The 1693-nt window shown below is 50.1% G+C and carries 17 tRNA genes; all 17 read left to right on the top strand.

Features of this window, described 5'->3' with window-relative positions:
* Positions 1-99 precede the first annotated feature (99 nt).
* The 17 genes from ACSBRB_RS09985 (at position 100) to ACSBRB_RS10065 (ending at position 1606) form a co-directional block, all read left to right on the top strand.
* Positions 100-173: transfer RNA gene (locus tag ACSBRB_RS09985), tRNA-Arg, on the top strand.
* 9 nt (positions 174-182) lie between these two features.
* Positions 183-256: transfer RNA gene (locus ACSBRB_RS09990), tRNA-Pro, on the top strand.
* A 16-nt stretch (positions 257-272) separates the two neighbouring features.
* Positions 273-348 (top strand) — tRNA-Ala (locus ACSBRB_RS09995).
* A gap of 26 nt (positions 349-374) precedes the next feature.
* Positions 375-448 (top strand) — tRNA-Met (locus ACSBRB_RS10000).
* A 26-nt stretch (positions 449-474) separates the two neighbouring features.
* Positions 475-548 (top strand) — tRNA-Ile (locus ACSBRB_RS10005).
* A gap of 10 nt (positions 549-558) precedes the next feature.
* Positions 559-651, top strand: a tRNA-Ser gene (locus ACSBRB_RS10010).
* Between the two features lie 21 nt (positions 652-672).
* Positions 673-762: transfer RNA gene (locus ACSBRB_RS10015), tRNA-Ser, on the top strand.
* 14 nt (positions 763-776) lie between these two features.
* Positions 777-850 (top strand) — tRNA-Met (locus ACSBRB_RS10020).
* 12 nt (positions 851-862) lie between these two features.
* Positions 863-938 (top strand) — tRNA-Asp (locus ACSBRB_RS10025).
* Positions 939-942: 4 nt separating this feature from the next.
* Positions 943-1015 (top strand) — tRNA-Phe (locus tag ACSBRB_RS10030).
* A gap of 12 nt (positions 1016-1027) precedes the next feature.
* Positions 1028-1100 (top strand) — tRNA-Thr (locus tag ACSBRB_RS10035).
* A gap of 3 nt (positions 1101-1103) precedes the next feature.
* Positions 1104-1187 (top strand) — tRNA-Tyr (locus tag ACSBRB_RS10040).
* 13 nt (positions 1188-1200) lie between these two features.
* Positions 1201-1274: transfer RNA gene (locus tag ACSBRB_RS10045), tRNA-Trp, on the top strand.
* A 2-nt stretch (positions 1275-1276) separates the two neighbouring features.
* A tRNA-His gene (locus ACSBRB_RS10050) sits at positions 1277-1349 on the top strand.
* A 17-nt stretch (positions 1350-1366) separates the two neighbouring features.
* Positions 1367-1438 (top strand) — tRNA-Gln (locus ACSBRB_RS10055).
* Positions 1439-1443: 5 nt separating this feature from the next.
* Positions 1444-1518 (top strand) — tRNA-Cys (locus ACSBRB_RS10060).
* Between the two features lie 13 nt (positions 1519-1531).
* Positions 1532-1606, top strand: a tRNA-Gly gene (locus ACSBRB_RS10065).
* The last annotated feature ends 87 nt before the right edge of the window (positions 1607-1693 follow it).

A 1693-nucleotide genomic window follows, 5' to 3' on the forward strand; every position in this document is an offset into this window, starting at 1 on the left:
GCGGAACTGGCAGACGCACAGGACTTAAAATCCTGCGGTAAGAGATTACCGTACCGGTTCGATTCCGGTCCTCGGCACCATTTAATTTTTAAATATTATGCGCCCGTAGCTCAACTGGATAGAGCGTTTGACTACGGATCAAAAGGCTATGGGTTCGACTCCTATCGGGCGCATTATTATAACGGGAAGTAGCTCAGCTTGGTAGAGCACTTGGTTTGGGACCAAGGGGTCGTAGGTTCGAATCCTGTCTTCCCGATAATTGTAACCTTAATGGGGGCTTAGCTCACCTGGGAGAGCGCCTGCTTTGCACGCAGGAGGTCAGCGGTTCGATCCCGCTAGTCTCCACCATTTTATTATTACATAGCATTTATAACGGCGGTGTAGCTCAGCTGGCTAGAGCGTACGGTTCATACCCGTGAGGTCGTGGGTTCGATCCCCTCCACCGCCATTAATGATTAGTGTAAATTATATTTAGGACCTTTAGCTCAGTTGGTCAGAGCTAACGGCTCATAACCGTTCGGTCGCAGGTTCGAATCCTGCAAGGTCCATATAATTTTTGGAGGAATACCCAAGTCCGGCTGAAGGGATCGGTCTTGAAAACCGACAGGAGCTTAACGGCTCGCGGGGGTTCGAATCCCTCTTCCTCCGCCATTTAAATAATTTACACATTATGGAGGAATACCCAAGTCTGGCTGAAGGGACCGGTCTTGAAAACCGACAGGGGCTTAACGGCCCGCGGGGGTTCGAATCCCTCTTCCTCCGTTTAATATTATTACCGCGGGATGGAGCAGTTCGGTAGCTCGTCGGGCTCATAATCCGAAGGTCGGTGGTTCAAATCCGCCTCCCGCAATTTAATTAAGATGGTCCCGTAGTGTAGCGGTTAACACGCCTGCCTGTCACGCAGGAGAGCGTGGGTTCGAATCCCATCGGGACCGCCATCATGGTTCAGTAGCTCAGTTGGTAGAGCAATGGATTGAAGCTCCATGTGTCGGCAGTTCGACTCTGTCCTGAACCATCTTATCAATATGCCGGCCTAGCTCAACTGGCAGAGCAACTGACTTGTAATCAGTAGGTTGGGGGTTCGATTCCTCTGGCCGGCATATGGAGGGGTAGCGAAGTGGTTAAACGCGGCGGACTGTAAATCCGCTCCTTCGGGTTCGGCAGTTCGAATCTGCCCCCCTCCACCATCATTTCCTTAATAGGGGCATATTTCAACGGTAGAATAGAGGTCTCCAAAACCTTTGATGTGGGTTCGATTCCTACTGCCCCTGCCATGGCGGTTGTGGTGAAGTGGTTAACACATCGGATTGTGGTTCCGACATGCGTGGGTTCGATCCCCATCAACCGCCCTTAATATTATTATTAATGGGCTATAGCCAAGCGGTAAGGCAACGGACTTTGACTCCGTCACGCGCTGGTTCGAATCCAGCTAGCCCAGTTATTGGCGGCATAGCCAAGTGGTAAGGCAGAGGTCTGCAAAACCTTTATTCACCGGTTCAAATCCGGTTGCCGCCTCCATGTCTTTTTATATGCGGGAGTAGTTCAATACTTAGAACATGTTCCTTCCCGGAACAAGATATAGGTGTAAGTCCTATCTTCCGCTCCATTTAAATTTTTATGCGGGAGTAGTTCAATACTTAGAACATGTTCCTTCCCGGAACAAGATATAGGTGTAAGTCCTATCTTCCGCTCC

It is taken from the genome of Staphylococcus auricularis, from assembly GCF_051172115.1.
Lineage (GTDB): Bacteria > Bacillota > Bacilli > Staphylococcales > Staphylococcaceae > Staphylococcus > Staphylococcus auricularis_A.